The sequence below is a fragment of the Streptomyces sp. NPDC098101 genome (genome assembly GCF_044760185.1).
Taxonomy (GTDB): domain Bacteria; phylum Actinomycetota; class Actinomycetes; order Streptomycetales; family Streptomycetaceae; genus Streptomyces.
Genome location: NZ_JBIWAS010000001.1, coordinates 490,311 through 509,607, shown reverse-complemented (window position 1 = coordinate 509,607; position 19,297 = coordinate 490,311). Strand labels below are relative to the sequence as shown.

Annotated in this window: 16 protein-coding genes; 6 read left to right on the top strand and 10 right to left on the bottom strand. The window is 72.8% G+C overall.

The window, feature by feature from the left end; genetic code table 11:
• Positions 1 to 186: 186 nt before the first annotated feature.
• Positions 187 to 519, top strand: a complete 333-nt coding sequence (locus tag ACIQVI_RS02085; RefSeq protein WP_403589968.1) for a DUF6204 family protein — start codon at positions 187 to 189, stop codon at positions 517 to 519.
• Between the two features lie 13 nt (positions 520 to 532).
• On the opposite strand, the gene ACIQVI_RS02080 is transcribed toward ACIQVI_RS02085, so the two are convergent.
• Complete coding sequence (locus tag ACIQVI_RS02080; RefSeq protein WP_403589966.1) at positions 533 to 1,105, bottom strand: GNAT family N-acetyltransferase; 573 nt, start codon at positions 1,103 to 1,105, stop codon at positions 533 to 535.
• 180 nt (positions 1,106 to 1,285) lie between these two features.
• Here ACIQVI_RS02080 and ACIQVI_RS02075 point away from each other — a divergent pair, with 180 nt between their 5' ends.
• Both ACIQVI_RS02075 and ACIQVI_RS02070 read left to right on the top strand, forming a co-directional pair.
• Entirely contained in the window at positions 1,286 to 2,404 is a 1,119-nt protein-coding gene (locus ACIQVI_RS02075; RefSeq protein ID WP_403589964.1) for a DUF3644 domain-containing protein, read from the top strand.
• A gap of 302 nt (positions 2,405 to 2,706) precedes the next feature.
• On the top strand, positions 2,707 to 3,093 hold the full coding sequence (locus ACIQVI_RS02070; RefSeq protein WP_403589962.1) for a hypothetical protein: 387 nt from the start codon (positions 2,707 to 2,709) through the stop codon (positions 3,091 to 3,093).
• A gap of 287 nt (positions 3,094 to 3,380) precedes the next feature.
• Here the strand turns inward: ACIQVI_RS02070 and ACIQVI_RS02065 are convergent, their stop codons facing one another.
• Positions 3,381 to 3,731: a hypothetical protein gene (locus ACIQVI_RS02065; protein ID WP_403589961.1), complete on the bottom strand. Its 351-nt coding sequence runs from the start codon at positions 3,729 to 3,731 to the stop codon at positions 3,381 to 3,383.
• 238 nt (positions 3,732 to 3,969) lie between these two features.
• On the opposite strand from ACIQVI_RS02065, the gene ACIQVI_RS02060 reads away from it, so the two are divergent.
• Both ACIQVI_RS02060 and ACIQVI_RS02055 read left to right on the top strand, forming a co-directional pair.
• On the top strand, positions 3,970 to 4,725 hold the full coding sequence (locus ACIQVI_RS02060; RefSeq protein WP_403589959.1) for a GntR family transcriptional regulator: 756 nt from the start codon (positions 3,970 to 3,972) through the stop codon (positions 4,723 to 4,725).
• A 64-nt stretch (positions 4,726 to 4,789) separates the two neighbouring features.
• On the top strand, positions 4,790 to 5,878 hold the full coding sequence (locus ACIQVI_RS02055) for an adenosine deaminase (RefSeq protein WP_376230685.1): 1,089 nt from the start codon (positions 4,790 to 4,792) through the stop codon (positions 5,876 to 5,878).
• 73 nt (positions 5,879 to 5,951) lie between these two features.
• On the opposite strand, the gene ACIQVI_RS02050 is transcribed toward ACIQVI_RS02055, so the two are convergent.
• The 7 genes from ACIQVI_RS02050 to ACIQVI_RS02020 all read right to left on the bottom strand — a co-directional run bounded on the left by ACIQVI_RS02050 (position 5,952) and on the right by ACIQVI_RS02020 (position 15,084).
• The gene (locus ACIQVI_RS02050; RefSeq protein WP_351972111.1) at positions 5,952 to 6,818 is read right to left on the bottom strand and encodes a D-alanyl-D-alanine carboxypeptidase; all 867 of its coding nucleotides are present in this window, start codon (positions 6,816 to 6,818) and stop codon (positions 5,952 to 5,954) included.
• A 204-nt stretch (positions 6,819 to 7,022) separates the two neighbouring features.
• Positions 7,023 to 7,763, bottom strand: coding sequence for a class I SAM-dependent methyltransferase (locus tag ACIQVI_RS02045; protein ID WP_403589957.1), 741 nt, complete (start codon positions 7,761 to 7,763; stop codon positions 7,023 to 7,025).
• A 147-nt stretch (positions 7,764 to 7,910) separates the two neighbouring features.
• A complete protein-coding gene (locus tag ACIQVI_RS02040) occupies positions 7,911 to 9,692 on the bottom strand; it encodes a CocE/NonD family hydrolase (RefSeq protein ID WP_403589955.1) in 1,782 nt (593 codons plus the stop codon).
• A gap of 208 nt (positions 9,693 to 9,900) precedes the next feature.
• On the bottom strand, positions 9,901 to 10,860 hold the full coding sequence (locus ACIQVI_RS02035; RefSeq protein ID WP_403589953.1) for an LD-carboxypeptidase: 960 nt from the start codon (positions 10,858 to 10,860) through the stop codon (positions 9,901 to 9,903).
• Positions 10,857 to 12,854: an LpqB family beta-propeller domain-containing protein gene (locus tag ACIQVI_RS02030; RefSeq protein WP_403589951.1), complete on the bottom strand. Its 1,998-nt coding sequence runs from the start codon at positions 12,852 to 12,854 to the stop codon at positions 10,857 to 10,859. Before ACIQVI_RS02030 ends, ACIQVI_RS02035 begins: the two co-directional genes overlap by 4 nt.
• 69 nt (positions 12,855 to 12,923) lie before the next feature.
• A complete protein-coding gene (locus tag ACIQVI_RS02025) occupies positions 12,924 to 14,258 on the bottom strand; it encodes a M20/M25/M40 family metallo-hydrolase (RefSeq protein ID WP_351972106.1) in 1,335 nt (444 codons plus the stop codon).
• The gene (locus tag ACIQVI_RS02020; protein WP_403589949.1) at positions 14,251 to 15,084 is read right to left on the bottom strand and encodes a M55 family metallopeptidase; all 834 of its coding nucleotides are present in this window, start codon (positions 15,082 to 15,084) and stop codon (positions 14,251 to 14,253) included. The genes ACIQVI_RS02025 and ACIQVI_RS02020 overlap by 8 nt, the downstream gene beginning before the upstream one ends.
• A gap of 215 nt (positions 15,085 to 15,299) precedes the next feature.
• On the opposite strand from ACIQVI_RS02020, the gene ACIQVI_RS02015 reads away from it, so the two are divergent.
• Complete coding sequence (locus tag ACIQVI_RS02015) at positions 15,300 to 16,547, top strand: hypothetical protein (protein WP_403589947.1); 1,248 nt, start codon at positions 15,300 to 15,302, stop codon at positions 16,545 to 16,547.
• Positions 16,548 to 16,575: 28 nt separating this feature from the next.
• Here the strand turns inward: ACIQVI_RS02015 and ACIQVI_RS02010 are convergent, their stop codons facing one another.
• Positions 16,576 to 19,179, bottom strand: a complete 2,604-nt coding sequence (locus tag ACIQVI_RS02010) for an MFS transporter (RefSeq protein WP_403589945.1) — start codon at positions 19,177 to 19,179, stop codon at positions 16,576 to 16,578.
• Between the last annotated feature and the right edge of the window lie 118 nt (positions 19,180 to 19,297).

Genomic DNA, 19,297 nt, shown 5'->3' with positions numbered 1-19,297 from the left:
CCCCATGGAACACGGTGGGATCCGTCCTGACCAGGGGTTCCCGGCGCCGGGCCGCGGCGGGGCCCGGCGGGCGGGGCGGCCGGATATTCCGGGCGGCGCGGGGGCCCGGCGTCGTACGGTGACGGGTCGGCGCGCCGCCGTGGCGGGCCGGGAGCAGTGGCACCCGTGGCACAGGGAGTACGAGGAATGGGCACGCAGCACACCTACCGGGTCATCGTGCGCGGCACGTTCGACGGCCTGTCGGAGGAGAGCCGGTCCCGGCTGCTCGCCGAGGCGGACGAGCACGGGATGACGGCGATGCGGTTCACGGAGGAGGGTTCGCTGGCCTACGACCGGATGCTGAAGCACTTCTCGTACCGGCTGGTCGTCGTCTCCGACGCCGAGGACGGCGAGGAGATGGCGGGCACGCTCGCGGAGGACCGGGTGGAGCGGGCGCTCGGGGAGCTGGGCCACGGGTACAAGGGACTGCGCTCGACCGTGACGGACCTCGACACGATGAAGATCAACCGCAGGCGCTGAGGCCGTCGCGCGTTCACGCCCCGGGTTCCGGGGCCGTGACCGCCCAGCGTTCGTGGTCGCGCCACGCGCCGTCGATGAACAGCATCGCGGGCGAGAAGCCCTCCAGACGGAAGCCCGCGCGGCGGACGAGGGCACGGGAGGCGGCGTTGCCGGGCTGGACGTTCGCCTCCAGGCGGTGCAGGTCCAGGGGCCCGAAGGAGTGCGCCACGACCAGGCCCAGGGCCTCGGTGAACAGACCGCGCCCGGCGGCGTGCGCGAAGGCGCCGTAGCCGAGGGCCCCGCTGCGGAAGGCGCCGCGGACGATGTTGTTGATGTTGACGAACCCGGCGATCCGACCGCCCTCCTCCCGCTCGCACACCAGGAACCCGACACGCGCCGGGTCGCCGAGGAGCGTCCCGACGTAGGCGGCGTACGCCTCGGGTGTGCACGGCGGGAACAGCCACGGCCGGTGCAGTTCCCGGCTCTCCCGGGCCCGGGCGGTGAACTCGTCGGCATCGGCGAGCGAGAAGGACCGCAGACCCACGCGGGGGCCGAGGGCGAGGTACGGGCCGGGGGCGTCGGGGTGCGGGCCTGGGGTGTGGGGCATGTGGCCAGATTATGCGGAGCGTTCGCGCAGGACTGGGTAGCCACAGATCGTACGGATGCCACGCCGGTCAGCGTCCGGACCCTCGGACATGGAAGCAGTCAGTGGAAACCCATGCGAATACTGCTTGTCCAGGGGTATCCGCGAATGTGATCCTTCTGTCGAACGAGAAGGATGTACGACATGGCACATGCCCGCTGGCACCACATCGTCATGGAGTCGCAGCGCCACGCCCTGAAGGCAGTTGATGAATGGAACTGCTCAGACGGCAACTACTCCGACTTCCTCACTCACATGCACAAGGCGTGGCACTACCTGCTTCACGCGGAGTTCCACAAGAACAAGATCGACTACCACTACAAGGATTCCAAGACCGGCCGATACAAGCTGATCGACGGTGAGCCGAAGGCCTGGGATCTGGAGTGGTGCTTGAAGATGCGCTATCCCAACACTGACGACAGCGTCCGGCTGAATGCCGAGCTCTTCGTCGCGCTCCGCAACAAGGTGGAACACCGGTACGAGCACAACCTGAAGATCATCACGGGCGGCAAGGCTCAGGCGCTCGTCATGAACTACGAACAAGAGATGGTGACCTTCTTCGGCTCCAAGTACAGCCTCGCCGATCGACTCCGCTTCCCGATCTCCCTCCAAGCGCTCACCGCTGAGGGGCGCAAGCAACTCCAGGAGGCGGCGAAGAAGCTCCCGAAGCACACTCGCGACCTGGTGGCGAAGTTCGAAGCGGACATCGACCAGGCCGTACTGGACGACCTCCGGTACGACTACCGTGTCCGACTCGTCCCCATCGTCGGCCCGAAAACGGAGGCCGATCTCGCGATCAACTTTGTCAAACTTGACGAGTTGACCGAGGAGGAGCGGAAGGTCATGGTCGAAGCCGGGCGCAAGGGCATGGTCATCATCAAGGACCGGCATGTCGAGGTGGCAGACAAGGACAAGCTGTTGCCGAAGCAAGTCGCTCGTCAAGTTGAAGCGCAGGTACCCTTCGAGTTCCGCATTCAGCCTGAGCACACCGAGATGTGGCGACGGCTCGGCGTACGACCCACCGCTGACGCCGCCGATCCGTATAGCACTGACGCCAGGTACTGCGTCTACAACGAAGCGTTCAAGAGCTACGCCTATACACCGGCCTGGGTGAAGCGGATCGTCAAGGAAATCGGCACGACAGAGAAGTACCGGGCTTTCTTCGGCAAGGAGCCGCGCATGAAGACGATCATCCCCTTGCCGAAGCAGACGGGCTCGCCCACCGCGGAGAGCGAGACCCACCCGCAGAGCAAGAGCGCCTGACGGTGAGACCGCCCGAGTCGCAGCGGAGGCCAAGCCCTCTGCTCACGAGAGCCTCAACCCACCCATGCACAGCGATGCTGCGCATGGGCAGCAATGGATGCAATCTTCTCGTTTTTCAGGTCACCCAGACCAAGTCAAGCGGACGTCTGCGATTGGTACAGCAGATCACCTTGCCGAACGCGTCAATTCAGTAAGTCTTTTCCGACTTCACGTCGTGCTTCAAGTCGGCACTCACCCTGCGGGAGGCGCTGTTGAGGCGGCAATAGGTTACGCAGGGACCGCCGACCTGGGAGGATCCACTCATGGAGAACAGTGCGTTCGGGCCGGCCGGGGCAAACTCGAACCTTGAGTGCCAGATCTACGTCGCCGCTCCCAGCCGTGATCGGTTGATGGAGCGGCTGGCAGCGACACTGAACGTGCCGTTCGGACCAGATCGCGTGCTCTCGTACGGGTGCGTCGAGGTGGATTGGGAGCACAACGACTACGAAGGCACTGGCGCCGACGTGGAGTTCCTGGACTGGCACTCGCTCCTTGTGTGCCAACCTCGTCGCGACGCCTCAGCAACTGCTGCCGCGTCGGACACGGCAACGGTTCTGGAAGCGGTCCGGGAGGCCGGTTACCGGGCCGTCCCCGTTTGCGACTACGAAGATCTTCTGGAGAAGCCGGACACTGAACCTCGTCGAACCTGACGGGTGGTTGGATCGATGCCCCTGGCGGGGGCATGAAGAAAGCTCCTGGTAGACGGGCCCACAACCAAGATCACCAGCCCTTCGGGGTGTTCTCGTGCTCGACCACCCGTCCCCCATCGATCTGTCCAGCCGCGCCGTGGAGCACCTCTCCAGTTCTCTCGCAGGCCACCGCCGTCGCATCACAAGGGCCACACCCGTCGGGGTGCGGTTCGAGGCAGTCGTACGGGACAGGGTCAGCGACGGGCGCCCGTACGGAACCGGTCACCGGCGGCCCCGTGCGGCGCCCCTCAGCGGCGGGCCGTGCGGACGCGGGGTGGGCAGGTCTCGCCCCGGCGGACGACTCCGATCATGACGGTGGTGCGCCGGTCGAGGTCCGTGCCCGCCGCCGGGTACTGGGTGCAGACCTGCCAGCGGGACGGCCAGAGGACCCGCCGGTCGCGGCCGCTCACGTCGTGGACGTCGAGCCGGGTCCGGCGGTCGAGGCGGGTGAAGACCCGCCACAGGCCCAGACCGAGGAAGTCCGGCACCGTCCGTCCTTCCGGCTCGTCCCCGGCCCCGGAGGTCTCCTCCGCCGAGGTCGCGGCGACGGCCGCGAGCGCCAGGAGGGCGACCGCCCCGACGGCGGCGGCCCGCCTCACTTCCGCCTCCCGCCGGGCCGGGACGCGCCCGATCCCGTGTCCGCCGTCCGTTCCCTGTCCTGGGGACTCATCGTTCCGGGCCTCTCCTCGTCGTAGCCGGCCGCCGCCGTGGGACCAGAATGAGGGGGACGGAGCCCCGCCGTGACGGTGAGGAGAGCCGTACGGGTGACTTGTCAGACAACGCGGCCCGGCTACCGTGGTCCCGGAAGCGGGGCCGACGACGAGAAGAGGAGGGGCCGTGGCGGTCAGCGGACAGCGGCGGCGGCCGGTCGTGGCGCTCTACGAGCGGATCGCGGACGCCGTCCACGACGGCACCTACCCGCCGGGCTCCACGCTCCCCTCCGAGCCGAAGCTCGCGGCCGAGCTGGGCGTGAGCCGGCCCGCCCTGCGCGAGGCGCTGCTGCTGCTCCAGGAGGACGGCGTCCTCACCGTGCGGCGCGGGGTCGGCCGGACCGTGAACGACCGCCCGCCCCGGCGCGGGTTCGAGCAGGTCCAGCCGCTGGAGGAGCTGATCGGCGGCGGCGCCCCGCTCCGGGTGCGGGCGCTCCTGCGGACGGTCGAGGAGCCGACCGACTTCACCGCCCAGCACCTGCTCGCCCCGGCCCGCGCCGAGCTGCGGTTCTGGGAGTCCGTGCTGGTCGGGGAGGGTGCGGCGGCGGCCCTGAGCCACGAGTGGGCGGTGGCCGGCGAGCTCCTCGACCGGGTGCACCCCGAGTTCGCACGGGCCCTGCGGGAGGCGGAGGGCGACGGACGCCCCGCCGTCTCCATGCTCTCGGTCCTGGTCGGGGCCTCGCGCGAGACGGCCCTCGGCGCGCACAGCGGCATCACGGCGACGCTGCTCGGGCGGCGGCGCGGGGACCAGCTCGGGCGCCCGGCGGACACCCCGGCCGTCCTGGTCACCCAGGTCGTACGGGTCGGCGAGGTCCCGGTCCTGGCCGCCAAGCACATGCTGCCGACGGGGGCGCCCGCGCTGCCGGTGCTCCAGTCCCACTGAGCGCACCGGCCCTTGGAGAGGGCGTCGCAGCGCGCCCCCGCTCCGTGGCGTACACTTCCCCGCCATGCACTTGTCTGACAACCTCACCGCGCCCGCCGCCACCCCCGTCTCCGACTGGATCCGGCGGGCCCCCAAGGCCGTCCTCCACGACCACCTCGACGGCGGGCTGCGCCCCGCGACGATCGTCGAGCTGGCGCGCGAGTGCGGTTACACCGCGCTGCCGACCGAGGACCCGGCCGAGCTGGCGGTCTGGTTCCGGGACGCCGCCGACTCCGGTTCGCTGGAGCGGTACCTGGAGACCTTCGCCCACACCTGCGCGGTGATGCAGACCCGCGAGGCGCTCACGCGCATCGCGGCCGAGTGCGCCGAGGACCTGGCTGCGGACGGCGTCGTCTACGCCGAGGTCCGCTACGCCCCCGAGCAGCACCTGGAGGGCGGCCTGACCCTCGACGAGGTCGTCGAGGCGGTCAACGACGGCTTCCGCGAGGGCGAGCGCCGCTCCGGCGGCCGGATCACCGTCCGCACCCTGCTCACCGGGATGCGCCACACGGACCGCTCCCTGGAGATCGCGCGGCTCACGGTCGCGCACCGGGACAACGGCGTGGCGGGCTTCGACATCGCGGGCGGCGAGATCGGCAACCCACCGGCCCGTCACCTCCCCGCCTTCCAGCACCTGAAGCGGGAGAACTGCCACTTCACCATCCACGCGGGCGAGGCCGTCGGCGCGGAGTCGATCCACGAGGCCGTGCAGGTCTGCGGCACCGAGCGGATCGGCCACGGCGTGCGGATCACGGACGACATAGCCGAGGACGGCACGCTCGGCCGGCTCGCCTCGTACGTCCGGGACAACCGGATCGCCCTGGAGGTCTGCCCGACCTCCAACCTGCAGACGGGCGCGGCGAAGGACTACGCCACGCACCCGATCGACGAGCTGCGCCGGCTGGGCTTCCGGATCACACTCAACACGGACAACCGGCTGGTCTCCGGCACCACCATGAGCGAGGAGTTCCAGCACATGGCGGACGCCTTCGGCTACGGGCCCGAGGTCTTCGAGGAGTTCACGGTCGCCGCCCTGGAGGCCGCGTTCCTGCCGCTGCCGGAGCGCCGGCGGCTGATCGACGAGGTCGTGCGCCCGGGGTACGCGGCGCTCTGAGGACCGCGGAGGGGCGGGTCCGCGCGGGATGCGCGGGCCCGCCCCTCCGGGTTCTTCCGGGGTCGCCCCGGGGTTACTTCGCGAAGCCGTAGTCGAGCAGCTTCTTGACGTCCGCCGTGCGGTTCGCCTCGGAGGACGAGGCGAGCACGGTGCCGATGACGGTCTTGCCGTTGCGGGTGGCCGCGAAGACGAGGCAGTACTTGGCCTGCGGGCCCGAGCCGGTCTTCACGCCGATCGCGCCGCTGTACGTGCCCAGGAGCTTGTTCGTGTTGGTCCACGACATGTACCGGTAGCCACCGGTCTTCGTGGTCACCTTCTGCTGCGTGGACTTGGTCGCGACGACGGTGCGGAACGTGGAGTTCTTCATCGCGCTGCTCGCGAGCTTCGTCAGATCGCGCGGGGTCGAGTAGTTCTGGCCATTGCTTATTCCGTCGAACGAGTCGAAGCGGGTGTTCTTCATGCCGAGGTTCTTGGCCTCGGTGTTCATCTTGCCGATGAACGACTTGACCCGGGCCGCGCGCGTGGTGCCGGTGCCGAACTTGTCGGCGAGCGCGTAGGCCGCGTCGCAGCCGGACGGCAGCATCAGGCCGTAGAGGAGCTGCCGGACGGTCACCTTGTCGCCGACGATGAGCCGGGCCGAGGAGGCGTTCTTCGCGACGATGTAGTCGCTGTAGGCCTTGTCGATCGTGACCTTGGCGTCGAGGTTGAGGCCCTTCTGGGCGAGCACCACCTTCGCGGTCATGATCTTCGTGGTGGACCCGGTCGACCGGCGGGTGTCCGCGGCCTTCCCGTACAGCGTCGCGCCCGTCCCGTTGTTCATGACGAAGCCGCCGGGGGCGGTGATCGTCGGGACGGCCGGCGCGGCGTGCGCCTGGCCGGCGAAGAGGCCGCCGGCCAGGACCGCCGAGGCCGTGAACGCGACCGTCACGGCACTGCGCACCCCGAGAGTGGGAGTCTTCAAAGTCTTCTGCCCTTGGATCGATGCCTTCCGGGCCCGCAACGGGCCCGGCGCACACAAGACGCACGAGGGGGCCCGATGGATGTACGGGCGGGGGCGTGATGTTCCTCGCATTCCCGAGCCGCCCCGGAGGCACCCCGGAGCCGCCCCCGGGCAGGCACGGAGCAGTCGCGGAGCAGGTGCCGGTCAGGCGCGGCAGCGCAGCATCGTCAGCGGCGGATTGGCGGCGAGGTCGTCCCAGAAGCCCTCGTCGTACGCGCGCAGTCCTTCGGGGGAGATCTCCAGGGGGACCCAGGTGACCTCGTCGAATCCGGCCGCCCGCAGGCTCTTCTCGTACACCTCGCGGCTGGGCGGGTTCGCCTCGAAGGAGATCGGCGGGTCGAGGAGGGCGGTGATCCGCACGCGCGGTCCGACCTCGGTCTCCTCGCCGAGCGATTCACACAGGAAGCCGTACTTGGCGAGCGACGGCCCGTCGAAGCGGAAGTCCGGGTTCTGTCCGAAGACGAAGAACTCGGCCCCCGGCACGAGGCTGCGGTGGACGGCGCGGCACATGCGCTCGACGGTGGCGACGCCGTCGGCATAGTTGAACAGCTGGACCCCGACCGCGAGGTCGAAGGGTTCGTCGAAGGCGCGCAGTTCGGCGACGTCCCCGACCTCGTAGCGCACGCCCAGCGGGTCGCGCTCCTCCAGGGACCGGGCCGCGTCGACCATCGCCCCGGAGATGTCGACGCCGAGGACGTCGGACGCGCCCCGGCGCTTGAACTCCCTGCTGTAGAAGCCGGTCCCGGAGGCCAGGTCGAGGACCGTCCTCCCCCGGACGTCCCCGACGAGGCCGAGGACGCCGGGCACCTCTCCGTAGCGGGCGAGCGGGAGCGTCTTGAAGCCCTCGAACGCCTCGCCGATCCCGTCGTACAGCTGACCGCTCATCGTGCCGTTCCCCTCGTCGTGGCGTCGGCCTTCGGGCAGGCCGGGGCCCCTGGCGGGAAGTCTCTCCCCGGCCGTCCGGGGGGCCGTACTGGCGGAACCCACGAAACCGGGACGGTCGTTTCGTACTCCGATCCGCCGGACGGCCCGTCAGCCCACCCTTCCGCGCACCAGGGGCAGGGAGAGCGTTCCCGTCGATTCGGGGGCGCTGGCGACCGTCACCGGCTTGACGCCCCGGTTGCCCGCGTACGCCGTGTCGCTCGCCGCGATCACGAACTCCAGCCGGTGGCCGGTCTCGTAGCGGTGGACGATGCCCGGCAGTTCGACCGTGAACGGGCGGGTGACGTCCGGCACCCGGACCGGCGCGACGAGCCGGTTGACCAGGGTCTTCGTGCCGTCGGGGGCGACGTCGTAGAGCTTGGCGAAGAGGACGAGCTTGTCGGCGGCGTCGCCGGAGCCCTGGACCCGCTCGGTCGCCGGGGAGACGACCTTCAGGGTGGCCTTCGGCGCGCCGACCAGGTCGACGGGGGCGGTGAGCGGGGCGCTGGTCCAGCCGAGGTGGGTGCCGGGGGTGTCGTACGGCCGGGGGTCGGGCAGTCCGATCGTCCCGGCGAGCGAGGACTCCGAATGGCTCGTCGGAACCAGCCAGTTGGTGTACGTGCGGGAGCCCCGGGCGACCTTCGCGCGGTCGTCGACGAGCTTGCCGTTCCCGGAGAGGTACAGCTCCTGGCTGAGCGCCGGGACCTCGTCGGCGGTGCCGTAGCCGTCCTCCGCGTCCCGGTACCAGGCGAAGGCGGGGCCGGTGTCCGCCGCCGCGTCCTTCCGCAGGTGCCGGTCGAACCAGGCGAGGATCCGCTGTCCGACGTAGCTGCCCTCCGGGTTCCCGAGGTCGAGTTCACCCGGCCTCTGTCCTCCGCTGTGGCCCCAGGACTGCCAGATCATGCGGGTGTCGACGCCGCGCTCGCGGAGCCGGTCGTAGGTGGCCCGCGCCTCGTTGAGGTTGAACAGGGTGTCGGACTGCCCCTGGACGATCAGGGTGGGGGCGGTGACCCGGTCGAGGTAGGAGACCGGGGAGACGCTGCGGGCGTAGGCGAGCGTCTTCGCGGTCGCGGCCGCGGGGAGGCGGCCGGAGTTGAGGAGCCGTACGGTCTCGCAGGCGTCGGTGGTGAAGTGCAGGCAGCCGAGCGCGTTGATCCGGCTGGGGTCGAGGGAGGGGACGAGCAGCGGCTGTCCCTCGCCCATGAGGTAGAAGCCGTTCGCCCACTGCCACTTGAAGACGCCGGGGGTGGCGCGGTCGGCGGCGTTGGGGGCGAGCGAGTACGCGAGGTCGTGCCAGGTGATGAGCGGAACGAGGGCGTCGAGGCGCCGGTCGACGGAGGCGGTGGCGAGCTGCACGGCGCCGCCGTACGAGCCGCCGATCATGCCCACGCGCGGGTCGCCCGCGCCGTCGCGGACGACGAAGTCGGCGCGGGTGCCGTCGTCGGCGGCCCGGGTGCCGGCGAGGAAGTCGACGAGCCGGGAGGCGGCCCGGCCGTCGGTCTCCGGGTCGTCCAGGGAGATCAGGCAGCCGGACTTGCCGAAGCCCAGGCCGGAGTAGACGAGGCCGACGTAGCCGCGCGCGGCGAAGGCCTTGCCGATGGCGTCGGTGGAGCCGTCGCTCTTGCTCCCGCCGAAGCCGTTGGTGGCGAGGACGGCGGGCGCGGGGTGGTCGGCGTCCACTCCGTCCGGCCGGTAGAGGTCGGCGTCGACCACACAGCTCCGGCCGCCCGCCTGGACGGTGAACTTGAGCGGGGTGACGGTGTACGAGCCGGCCTCCCCGGCGCCGGCGGGCGCCGCGAGGGCGGGGGGTACGAGGGCGAGGGGCGCGGCCAGCGCCGTCGCACCGGCCAGGAAGGCGAGGAGTTTGCGGGACCGGGGCACGGCACGGGACACAGGGACCTCCACGCTGAGGACGACACCGGGCGGCCCACGGGCACGTACCGACTGGTCAGTACCAGGGCAGCGCGCCCATGGTGTGGCACGCCTCACAGACCCGTCAACGCGCGCGTCAGAGGTTGTTGACGGAGATTCAGTGAAGGCGGGCGGCTTGTGGAGGGCCGCGGTCCGTGGAGGGCCGTGGCCCGGGGAGGGGCCTCGGGCCTCAGCGCAGGGCCGGTATGTCCAGGGTGAGCGTCCCCGCGTCCGCGTCGAGCACCGCCGGTACGCCGAGGGGCACGGTGAGCGCGGTCGTGCCGTGCCCGAAGCCCAGCTCCTCCACGACCGGCACCCCGAGACCGCCGAGCCGGTCGGCGAGCACCGCCCGGACCTCCTCGTACGGGCCGCACTCCGCCCAGGAGCCGAGCGCGACGCCCGCGACCCCGTCGAGCCAGCCGGAGCGCAGGAGTTGGGTGAGGATCCGGTCGAGGCGGTACGGCTCCTCCCCCACGTCCTCCAGGACCAGCAGCCCGCCGCGCGCCGAGGGCCGGGCGTGCGGGGTGCCCAGGTCGGCGGCGAGGAGGCTGACGCAGCCGCCGAGGGTCACGCCCCGGGCCCGGCCCGGCACCAGCGCCCGCGCCGTCTCCAGGCCCAGGGTCCGTACGGACTCGGGCGCGAACAGGGTGGCCCTCAGCGACTCCCGCGTGCGCGGGTCCGAGAGGAAGGTGCCTGCGGCGGTCATCGGCCCGTGCAGGGTGGCGAAGCCCGCGCGGACGGCGAAGGCCTCGTGCAGGGCGGTGACGTCGCTGTAGCCGACGAAGGCCTTGGGCCCGGCCGCCCTGACGGCCGCCCAGTCGACGAGGTCCACCATGCGCTGGGCCCCGAACCCGCCGCGCGCGCAGATCACGGCGGAGACCGAGGGGTCGCACCAGGCCTGGGTCAGGTCCCGGGCCCGCGCCCGGTCCGCGCCCGCGAGGTACCCGAGGCCGGGGTGGACGTCCAGGACGTGCGGGGCGACCACCGGCTCCAGGTCCCAGCCGCGCAGCACGTCGAGCCCCGCCCGCAGCCGCTCCTCGGCGACGGGCCCGCTGGGGGCGACGACGGCGACCCGCGCCCCGGCCCGGAGCCGGTCGGGCCGCTCCAGGGCGCCGACGGCGAGCGGCTCCCCCGCCCCGCGACCGGTCACGTGCGGTACTCCAGGGCGGGAATGTCCGTGCGGTCGATGCCGAACACCTTCGCGTACAGGGACAGTTCGGCCTCCAGGGCGCGGACCAGGGTGTCGGCCCCCCGGAAGCCGTGGCCCTCCCCCACGAAGGCGAGGTAGGCGTGCGGGACGCCCCGGCCGGCCGCGCGGGCGAGGAGGCGCTCGGCCTGCGCGGGCGGGCAGATGACGTCGTCGAGGCCCTGGAGCAGCAGGAACGGGGCCGTGATCCGGTCGACGTGCTCGACGGGCGCGCGCTCCTTGTACCGGCCGGGCACCCGGTCGAAGGGGCCGATCAGCCCGTCGAGGTACCGGGACTCGAAGTCGTGGGTCTCGCCGGTGACCCAGCCCCGGGGGTCGAGGACGGGGTAGAGGATCGTGCCGCAGGCGTACACGTCCGTGCCGGCGAGGGAGGCGGCGGCCGTCCAGCCGCCCGCGCTGCCGCCGCTCACGGCGAGCCGCGCCGGGTCGGCCGTGCCCTCGGCGGCGAGCGCCGTCGCGACGGCCGCGCAGTCCTCCACGTCGACCACGCCCCACTGCTCGCGCAGCCGCTCCCGGTACTCGCGGCCGTAGCCGGTCGAGCCGCCGTAGTCGACCTCGGCGACGCCGATGCCCCGCGAGGTGAAGTAGGCGATCTCCAGGTCGAGGCCGAGCGGGGCGCGCCCGGTGGGCCCGCCGTGGGCCCGGATCACGTACGGGGGCAGTTCCCCGGCGGGGCCGGTGAAGCCGGGGTGGCGGGGCGGGTACACCTGGGCGTGGATCTCCCGGCCGCCGGGCCCGGCGAAGGTGCGGAGGCGGGGCTCGGGGTAGTACGCGGGGTCGACGGCGTCGGTGTGGGCGGCGCCGACCACGCGGGCGCGGCCGGTGCGGGTGTCGAGCTCGACGAGTTCGTGGGAGTGGCGCGGTCCGGCGGCGACGCCGACGACCCGGGTGCCGTGGACGGCGAGGGCCGGGGCCCACTCGGTCCAGGGGCCGACGGCGTCGACGAGTTCGCCGCGCTCGGGGTCGAGGATGCCGAGGGAGGTGGTGCCCGTGCCGTGGACGACGGCGACGAGCCCGTTCTCCAGGGGCGCGAACCAGGTGAGCCCGATCTTCCAGAGCGCGCCGCCGAACTCCTCGGGGCGGGGGCAGAGCGCGACCGGTTCGGACAGGGCGCCGTCGGCGTCGACGGCGGCCCGGTAGAGGTTCCACCAGCCGGTGCGGTCGCTGACGAGGAGCAGCCGGCCGGCCGCGTCCCAGTCGACCTGCGGGATCGACTCGGCCGGCCCGCCGGCGACGGTCCTGGCGTCCCGGAAGGTGCCGTCGGGGGCGACCTCGGCGAGCAGGACCTCGGTGCCGTCCCACGGCATCCGGGGGTGGTCCCAGCCGATCCAGGCCGCCCGGGTGCCGTCCGGGGAGAGCCGGGGGCCGGTCACGAACCGGTGCCGCTCGCCGGTGAGTTCGCGCACGGCGGTGCGGTCCCCGGCGGCCGAGCCGTCGAGCGGTACGGCGGCGGGCACCCGGCGCACGTCGGTCGGCGCGGGGCCGGTGAACTCCTCCAGGACGCACCACACCTCGCCCCGGTCCGGGTGGACCACCGGGTCGGCCCAGCGCAGTCCGCCGCCGACCGGGGAGACGGGGGTGAGCGGCCGGGGCTCCGCGCCGGGCCCGGCGTCGGGCTCGTACGCGTACAGCCGCTGGTCGGGGAAGTGGCAGAAGACCACGAGCGGTCCGCCGTCCGGGCGGTCGGCCGCCGCCCAGGGCCGTCCGCCGTACTCGACGACCCGGCTGCGGACGTTCCACGGGGCGGGCAGCGCGGTCTCCTCCGTGCCGTCGGCGCGCCGCCGCACCAGGGCCCGGCGGCCGCCCTCGGCGGGCCGTGGCGCGGTCCACCACAGCTCGTCGCCGACGGCGCCGGGATACTCGGGCCGTCCGTCGTGCGCGGCGGCGAGCGCCGCGTCGACGGGCGAGGGCCAGCTGCCGTAGGCGGCCGTGTCCATGGTGTCCGCTCCCCCTGTCACAGGTCCGTTCCCCCTCGTGTCGTTCGTGTGCCGGACGTCCCGCACGCCCTAGGCGGTCTTCAGATAGTGGTCGAGCACCCGGACGCCGAAGTGGAGGGCGTCCACGGGGACCCGCTCGTCGACGCCGTGGAAGAGCGCCGCGTAGTCGAGGCCCGGGGGCAGCTTCAGCGGCGAGAAGCCGTAGCCGGTGATGCCGAGCCGGGAGAACTGCTTGGCGTCGGTGCCGCCGGACATGGTGAACGGCACGACGTGCCCGTCCGGGTCGAAGCGCTCGACGGCGGCCCGCAGCTTGGCGAAGGTCGGCGAGTCGACGGGGGCCTCCAGGGGCACCTCGCGGTGGTGGAACTCCCACTCCACGTCCGGTCCGGTGAGCCGGTCCATCGTCTCGGTGAACTCCTCCTCGCCGCCCGGCAGCATCCGCCCGTCCACGTAGGCGACGGCGGTGCCCGGGATGACGTTGACCTTGTAGCCGGCGTCGAGCATCGTCGGGTTGGAGCTGTTGCGGACGGTCGGCGCGACGAGGGCGGCGGCGGGTCCGAGCTTGTCGAGGAGGAGGTCCGTGTCGAAGTCGGGGGCGTGGGTGTCGACCTCGATCCCGTACAGCGCGGCCAGCTCGGTGAGGGCGGCGCGGACGGTGGTGGTGAGCCGGACGGGCCAGGTGTGGGCGCCGATCCGGGCGACGGCGGCGGCGAGGCGGGTGACGGCGTTGGCCGTGTTCACCTTGGAGCCGTGGCCGGCGCGGCCGTGGGCGGTGAGCTTGAGCCAGGCGGTGCCCCGCTCCCCCGCCGCGATCGGGTAGAGGGTGGTGCCGGGCTCCGGGTGGAAGCTGAACGCCCCGGACTCGCTGATGCCCTCCGTACAGCCCTCGAAGAGCGCCGCGTGGCGGTCGGCGAGGAAGCCGGAGCCGTCGGCGGCGCTGTCCTCCTCGTCGGCGGTGTAGGCGAGGACGACGTCCCGGCGCGGCCGGACGCCCTGCCGGGCCCAGGAGCGGACGACGGCCAGGACCATCGCGTCCATGTTCTTCATGTCGACGGCGCCGCGCCCCCACACGAGGCCGTCGCGGACCTCGCCGGAGAAGGGGTGGACGCTCCACTCGGCGGGGTCGGCGGGCACCACGTCCAGGTGGCCGTGGACGAGGAGCGCGGGGGCCGTGGGGTCGGTGCCGGGGACGCGCGCCACGACGTTGGTGCGGCCGGTGGTCCGCTCCAGGAGGGTGGGCTCGATCCCGGCGGCGGCGAGCCGCTCGGCGACGTACTCGGCGGCGGGGCGCTCGCGGCAGTCGCCGCCGCCCCGGTTGGTGGTGTCGATGCGGATGAGCTCGGAGGTGAAGGTGACCACCTCGTCGAGCGCCGTCGCGTCCGGTTCCCGGACCTCCTCAGCCATACTGCTCCTCCACGGCGGCGGAGACGATGGTCGTGACCGCCTTGAACGTACGGATTGCCTCGTACATGGTCCCGCTCGTGTACGCGACGCGCCGCTCCCCGCTGCGCGCCACGCCGGGGACCACCGTGGCGGCGGCGCCCAGGTGCTCGGCGTCGAACTCGACCTCCACGGTGAAGGGGCCGCCCCGGACCGGGTCGTACCGCACGGCGAGCGCGGCGCCGGCCTTCGCCGCGGCCCGGATGTCGGCGGCGGTCCTGGCCGGGGGGCGGCACACCGCCGCGTACCGCGAGACGTGGTCCTTGACGGCGACCTTGGGCGCCTCGGGGGCGTAGCCGAGGGCGTCCTCGCAGGTCAGGTCGTCGCCGGTGACGAGGACGACGGGGACGCCGTACTCCGCGACCACCCGCGCGTTGAGCAGGCCCTCGCTCGCCCGCTCGCCGTTGAGCCAGACCCCGGTGAGGGAGTTGGCGAGGTAGGTGTGGGCGAGGACCCCTTCGGTGCCCGCGCCCGTGTGGTAGCCGACGAACGCGATGCCGTCGACGTCGCCGTGCTGCACGCCCTCGACCATGGAGAGGGACTTGTGGCGGCCGGTGAGCATCTCGGCCCGCTCGTCCAGTCTCTCCAGGAGCAGGTTCCGCATGGTCCAGTGCGCCTCGTTGATCAGCACCTCGTCGGCGCCGCCGTCGAAGAAGCCGAGCACCGCCGCGTTCACGTCGGACGTGAACATCGAGCGGCACCGCTCCCACTGGGGCGTGCCGGGCAGCACGTCGGCGGGCCAGGTCACACCGGTCGCGCCCTCCATGTCGGCGCTGATGAGGATCTTCATGCCTGGCACCGTACGCGCCGCCCGGCACCCGTACCACCCCTGTGGATAAGCACCGTTGGAGTGGACCAATGGCACGGACCGGGCGGTGGCAGGGGTCGCCCGGGGGGTTCCGGTTGCCTCCTGTGCGCCGGACCGCTGAAACGGGTGAAACTTCGCCAAGGGGTGTGTATAGGCTGTCGGCCGCAGTTCTCGTACCCGACCCTCGGAGAGCCCCGGTGACCATCGCCTTCACCCCGTCCGACACCACGCCCGCCGAGGCCGGGCCCGCCGTCCCGGAGTCCGTCGCCCCGGAGTCCGTCGTTCCCGAGTCGGTCGTCCCCGAGCCCGCCGGGCCCGTCATGACCGAGGAGCCCGAGTTCTGGGAGCCGTCGGCGCCGGAGCCCCGGGACGAGCAGGACACCGAGGACGCGCAGGACGCCGAGGGCGGGGAGACGGACCAGGACGGGGAGGCCGACCAGGACCCCGGAGAGGTCGACCCCGTCGTCGTCCGTGACGCCCACGACTTCGGCGTCTACGCCCGTACCGGCGGCTGGGCCTTCGCGCTCAAGGTGGCACGGAGCGTGCGGCCCGGTGGCCAGGCCGCCGAGGGCGACGCCCGGAGGAAGGTCTCCGCGAAGGCGTTCGCGGAGCTCGCGGGGTGCTCGCCCGAGCGGGTCATGCGCCACTACAAGGCCTGGGACATGGCGGCCGACGACGGTCTGGTCCCGCAGTTCGAGGTCCTGGTCCCCGGCGAGGACGTCGACCTGCCCGACGCGGACGTCTGGATCTCGTACTACTCCTCCCGCAACAGCGCGGCCTCCGTGCGCGGGCAGGCGATCAGCGCGGCGGCCGAGGCCGAGGGCATCCGGCCGACCAAGGCCCTGGAGGTCGCGGAGAACCCGACCGCGCTGCGGGCGGCGATCCTCGCGGACCCCGGGACGGCGGAGGCGGCGCGCGGCGCGCTGCTCGACCGGATGAAGGAGGACCCGGCCCTCCAGACGGAGATGGCCCGCGCGATCGCCCGCACCGGCGACCTGAAGAAGGCGGTGGCGAGCGAGGCGAAGGCCGCCGACCGCATCGGGTACGTCCGGCAGATCGCGGAGAAGGGCCAGTTCAAGACGCCCGCCGGGCAGACCGTGGAGGCGCCGCCCGAGCTGCGGGCCGAGGCCGAGCGGCACCTGTCGCTGCTCGACGAGCTGGACGACGCGGAGGAGGCCGGCGAGTGGGCCGGCGAGGCGTACGACGCGGTCAAGGGCCTGGCGGCCAAGGCCGTCGAGGAGGATCCGGCGCTGCGGGTCCAGGAGCGGCGGACGAAGTTCTACAACAGCCTGCAGAAGGCGACGAAGGTCTTCGAGGAGCTGACCCTGGACGAGGTCCTGGAGGAGGAGATCTTCGAGGACGACATGCTCCAGCGCCTGGAGGCCCTCCAGGAGGCGATCGGCTCCTGCATCAGCACGCTGCGCAGGGCGTCGACCGCCTCCTGACCCTCCGGGGAGGGACCTCAGTCCTGCCTCAGTCCTGGTGGCCGAGCTGGAGGTCGCGCTCGGTGCGGCCCCCGCCGGCCACCTGGAGGACGGTCGCGACGGGCGGGTACCCGGCGGCGATGACCGTGTACTCGCCGGAGGACAGGTCGATGAAGCGGAAGGTGCCGTCGGGCCCGGTGGTGAGGGTGTCGACGACGTTCCCGGCCGCGTCGAGCAGGGTGACCCGGGCGTCCTCCACCGGGCGCCCGCCGCCGGCCCGCACCGTCCCGCGCAGCACGGCCCCGCCGGCCAGTTCGATGTCCTGGCGGGTCTCCCGGGAGGCCTGGACGCTGACCGGGAGCGCGGCGGGCCGGAAGGCGGGGGCGCTGGCGGCGAGCGTGTACTCGCCCGCGACCAGTTCGGTGATGACGTACCCGCCCTCGCGTCCGCTGCGGGTGGAGGCGACGACCTCGCCGCGCACGTCGGTGAGGGTGACGGCCGCGTCCCGCACGGGCGTGCCGTCGGCGGTGACGACGCTGCCCGCGAGCCGCCCGGCGCCGCCGAGGACGACGTCGAGCTCCACCGGGCGGTCCCCGACGGTCACGGAGACGGCCTGCGGCTGGTGTCCGCCGGCCGCCGCGATCAGGACGTAGGCGCCGCCGCCGGGCACGCTCAGCGCGTACCGGCCGTCCTCGCCGCTCGCGCCGCGCCCGATCTGCCGCCCCTGGACGTCGATGAGGGTGAGGGCGGCCCGGGGGACGCGGCTGCCGTCGTGGTGCTGGACGGTGCCGCAGACCGGGAGTCCCGCGTGCGGCGGGGCGGCGGCCGGAGCGGGCTCGGGGGCGGCGTGCCGGGCGTGCGGGACCGCCCGGGTGGCGGGGTCGGTGGCCTCGGTGGTGGGGGTGGGGTGGGACACCAGCGGTTTCTCCTTGAGGAAGAAGGCGAGGACGAGGCCGAGCACGAGGACCGGCACGAGGTAGAGGAAGATGCGCGGCATCGCGTCCGCGTACGCCTGGACGTACGCGTCGCGCAGGGCGGGCGGCAGGGTGTGCACCGTCTGCGGGGTGATCGACTCGGCCGGCGGGAGCGCGGCGGGGCCGCCCTGGGGCAGGACGCCGGCGAGCCGGTCGCCGAGGGCGTCGTCGAGCCGGGAGGCGAAGAGGGTGCCGAAGATGGCGGCGCCGACGCTGCCGCCGATCTGGCGGAAGTAGTTGTGGGCGCTGGTGGCGGTGCCGAGGTCGGCGGGGCGCACGGAGTTCTGCACGGCGAGCACGAGCACCGGCATGACCAGGCCGATGCCGGTGCCGAGGACGGCCTGCCAGAGGCTGTGGTGGAGGCGCGGGGTGTCGGCGTCCATGTGGGAGAGCAGCCACATGCCGAGGACGGAGAGGGCTCCGCCCGCCACCGGATACGCCTTGTAGTGGCCGGTGCGGCTGATGAGCTGGCCCGAGACGACGGAGGCGACGACGATGCCGCCCATGAGGGGCAGCATCAGGAGGCCGGACTCGGTGGCGGTGGCGCCCTCGACCATCTGGAGGAAGCTGGGGAGGTAGCTGGCGGCGCCGAAGAGCGCGATGCCGACGACGGCGCCGACGAGGGCCGTGACGGTGAAGACGGAGTCGCGGAAGAGCCGGAGCGGGATGAGGGGCTCGGGCGCGAAGTGCTCGACGACCAGGAAGAGCAGGGTGGTTCCGGCGGCTCCGCAGGCGAGGGCGAGGACGACCCGGGAGTCCCAGGCGTACTCGGTGCCGCCCCAGCTGGTGAGCAGGACCAGGCAGGTGGAGGCGGCGGCGAGGAGCAGGGCGCCGAGGACGTCGAAGCGCGCGCGTGCGGCGGGCTTGGGGAGCTTGAGGACGGCGGCGACGACGGCGAGGGTGACGAGCCCGAAGGGCACGTTGAAGTAGAAGCACCAGCGCCAGGAGACGTGGTCGGTGAAGAAGCCGCCGAGCAGCGGTCCGGCGACGGAGGCGAGGCCGAAGGCGGCGCCGATCATGCCCATGTACCGGCCGCGTTCCCGGGGCGGGACGATGTCGGCGATGATCGCCTGGACGCCGATCATGAGGCCGCCGGCGCCGATGCCCTGGATGGCGCGGAAGGCGATGAGCTGGTCCATCGTCCTGGACCAGCCGGCGAGGCCGGAGCCGATGACGAAGACGACGATGGCGAAGAGGAAGACGCCCTTGCGGCCGAGGAGGTCGCCGAGCTTCCCGTAGATCGGGAGGCCGATGGTGGAGGTCAGCAGGTAGGCGGTGATCGCCCAGGACATCCGGTCCAGGCCCTGGAGTTCGCCGACGATCTTCGGCAGGGCGGTGGCGACGATCATCTGCTCCAGGGCGGCGAGGAGCAGGGCGAGCATGAGGCCGCAGAAGACGAGCCGGACGCGGCGGGGGTCGAGATCGGCCGCTCCGGGCCCGGGCGCGGGCGCGGTACCGGCGGACGGGACGGGGGACTGCGCGCCCCCGGCCCCCGCGATCCCCCCGGCCCCGGCGATCCCTCCGGCCCCACCGACGCTCACGGCGCCGTCGGCATCCCCGGCCCCGCCGGCGCCGTCGACACCTCCCGCACCACCGACGCCGTCGACGCCTCCGGTGCCTCCCGCACCCCCGGCGCCCGTGGCGTCCTCGGTGTTCTTCACCACGGTGACCGCACCCACGTGTCTGCTCCCCTCGTCACGGCGTCTGCGCCGCGCCATTCTTCGCATTGGGCGCGAAGGGGGAGCAAGTCGGGCGGTACGGGAGGTCAGTGGGGTCCCGGGCGGCGAACGGCCCCGG

What these genes read in the sequence shown, in the direction of transcription:
- ACIQVI_RS02070 (WP_403589962.1), top strand. Translation starts at nt 2,707, where the DNA reads ATGGAGAACAGTGCGTTCGGGCCGGCCGGGGCAAACTCGAACCTTGAG.
- ACIQVI_RS02045 (WP_403589957.1), bottom strand. Translation starts at nt 7,763, where the DNA reads ATGAGCGGTCAGCTGTACGACGGGATCGGCGAGGCGTTCGAGGGCTTC.
- ACIQVI_RS02080 (WP_403589966.1), bottom strand. Translation starts at nt 1,105, where the DNA reads ATGCCCCACACCCCAGGCCCGCACCCCGACGCCCCCGGCCCGTACCTC.
- ACIQVI_RS02075 (WP_403589964.1), top strand. Translation starts at nt 1,286, where the DNA reads ATGGCACATGCCCGCTGGCACCACATCGTCATGGAGTCGCAGCGCCAC.
- ACIQVI_RS02085 (WP_403589968.1), top strand. Translation starts at nt 187, where the DNA reads ATGGGCACGCAGCACACCTACCGGGTCATCGTGCGCGGCACGTTCGAC.
- ACIQVI_RS02030 (WP_403589951.1), bottom strand. Translation starts at nt 12,854, where the DNA reads ATGGACACGGCCGCCTACGGCAGCTGGCCCTCGCCCGTCGACGCGGCG.
- ACIQVI_RS02055 (WP_376230685.1), top strand. Translation starts at nt 4,790, where the DNA reads ATGCACTTGTCTGACAACCTCACCGCGCCCGCCGCCACCCCCGTCTCC.
- ACIQVI_RS02025 (WP_351972106.1), bottom strand. Translation starts at nt 14,258, where the DNA reads ATGGCTGAGGAGGTCCGGGAACCGGACGCGACGGCGCTCGACGAGGTG.
- ACIQVI_RS02020 (WP_403589949.1), bottom strand. Translation starts at nt 15,084, where the DNA reads ATGAAGATCCTCATCAGCGCCGACATGGAGGGCGCGACCGGTGTGACC.